This is a genomic window from Streptomyces sp. NPDC003943 (assembly GCF_053605265.1).
Window position 1 is genome coordinate 1 of the sequence record NZ_JBSGIW010000194.1, and the last position, 1,469, is coordinate 1,469.

Genomic DNA, 1,469 nt, shown 5'->3' on the forward strand with positions numbered 1-1,469 from the left:
GAGGCGATCCGGGAGACCGGACTGCCGATCTCGCGCCAGCCGAGCGCGATGTCGGCGGTCTGATCATGCTCGCGGCGGCGCCGAGCAGGAGCACGGCGGCGAGGATGCCGGCCGGGCGGGTGGCGGCCGGGCGGGTGGCGCGGCGGCGAGGAGCGGCGTCGCGGGGCGCGCCGCGGCGGCGGGCGGGCTTCCCGGGCGCGGGCTTCTGACGACGGTTCACGCGTCCACGGTGGGGCCGGGCGCCCCGCCGCGCATCCGCTGCTAGGCCACAGGGCTGCCTGCGGTCGTGGCCCTGTCGTAGGACCGGCGCGCGCCGGTGATCTCGGGGGCGTGGGCGCGGGCCCAGGCGCAGGCCGCGTCCAGGGGGTCGAGCAGGGAGCGGCCGAGGTCGGTGAGGACGTACTCGACGCGGGGCGGGTTCTCGTCGTACTCGGTACGGGAGACGAAACCGTCGCGCTCCATGGCGCGCAGGGTCTCGGTGAGCACCTTGGGGGTGACCCAGTGGAGCGGGACGCGCAGCTCGGTGAAGCGGCGCGGCCGGCCGTCCTCCAGGCAGCGCAGGACCATCGCGGTCCACTTGCCGCCGAGGCGGATGGGCCGGGCGCATTCGGTGCAGTCGGGGTCGCGGAACATGTCGCGCGGCAGCGGGTGCGGTGCGGTCGGGTCCTCCATGACGCCGAACCTGGCCCAGGGGGCGCCGGTACCGTTGAAGTAACCGGGTACCCGCGTCCTACGGTCCGTCCCATGACTGACGACATGAACAGTGTGAACGGCCGGAAGAACGACATCGTCGTGTTCGGCGCGGGCGGCCGGGTCGGCCGGGCGACCGTGGCGGAGGCGGTGGCCCGGGGCCTGCGGGTGACGGCGGTGGTGCGCGATCCGGCCAAGTACCGTGACCTGGAGGGGGATTCGGTCACCCTGGTACGGGGTGACGTCACCGATCCGGCGTCGGTGGCGGTGCTGGCGGCGGGCCACGCGGCGGCGGTGAACGCCTCGGTCCGGCTCGATCTCCCGGCCGTGGACTACTTCACCGCGGGCGCGAAGGCGCTCCTCGCGGGGCTCGCGGAGGCGGGCGTGGGCCGGCTGGTCGTGGTGGGCATCGCCACGACGCTGGAGACCGCGCCGGGGGTGCGGGTGATGGACGCCCCGGACTTCCCCGAGGAGTACCGGGCCTTCTCGCAGGGCCACGTGGACGAGTTCGAGCTGCTCACGGCCGGGGCGGGGGCGGAGCTCGACTGGCTGATGGTGGTGCCGCCGCTCGACCTCAGCGCGGAGGCTCCCGTGACCGGTGGCTACCGCACTGCAGTCGGCACGGCCCTCGACGGCCCCGGGCGGATCGCCCACGCCGACCTCGCCCGCGCGATCGTCGACGAGGCCGAGCGGCCGCGGCACAGCCGGGTGCAGCTGGCCGTGTCGGCGTAGCGGCTCCGTCCGGCACTCGCCCGTGGAGGCCGCCGCCGCGTCACGCG

The 1,469-nt window shown here is 75.6% G+C and carries 3 protein-coding genes; 2 read left to right on the forward strand and 1 reads right to left on the reverse strand.

The window, feature by feature from the left end:
* The coding region (locus tag ACWEV0_RS35910; protein WP_453154003.1) for a hypothetical protein at positions 1–209 on the forward strand (209 nt) is incomplete at its 5' end.
* Positions 210–261: 52 nt separating this feature from the next.
* On the opposite strand, the gene ACWEV0_RS35915 is transcribed toward ACWEV0_RS35910, so the two are convergent.
* On the reverse strand, positions 262–672 hold the full coding sequence (locus ACWEV0_RS35915; RefSeq protein ID WP_453154004.1) for a winged helix-turn-helix transcriptional regulator: 411 nt from the start codon (positions 670–672) through the stop codon (positions 262–264).
* Positions 673–744: 72 nt separating this feature from the next.
* On the opposite strand from ACWEV0_RS35915, the gene ACWEV0_RS35920 reads away from it, so the two are divergent.
* Positions 745–1,422: an NAD(P)-dependent oxidoreductase gene (locus tag ACWEV0_RS35920; protein ID WP_453154005.1), complete on the forward strand. Its 678-nt coding sequence runs from the start codon at positions 745–747 to the stop codon at positions 1,420–1,422.
* The last annotated feature ends 47 nt before the right edge of the window (positions 1,423–1,469 follow it).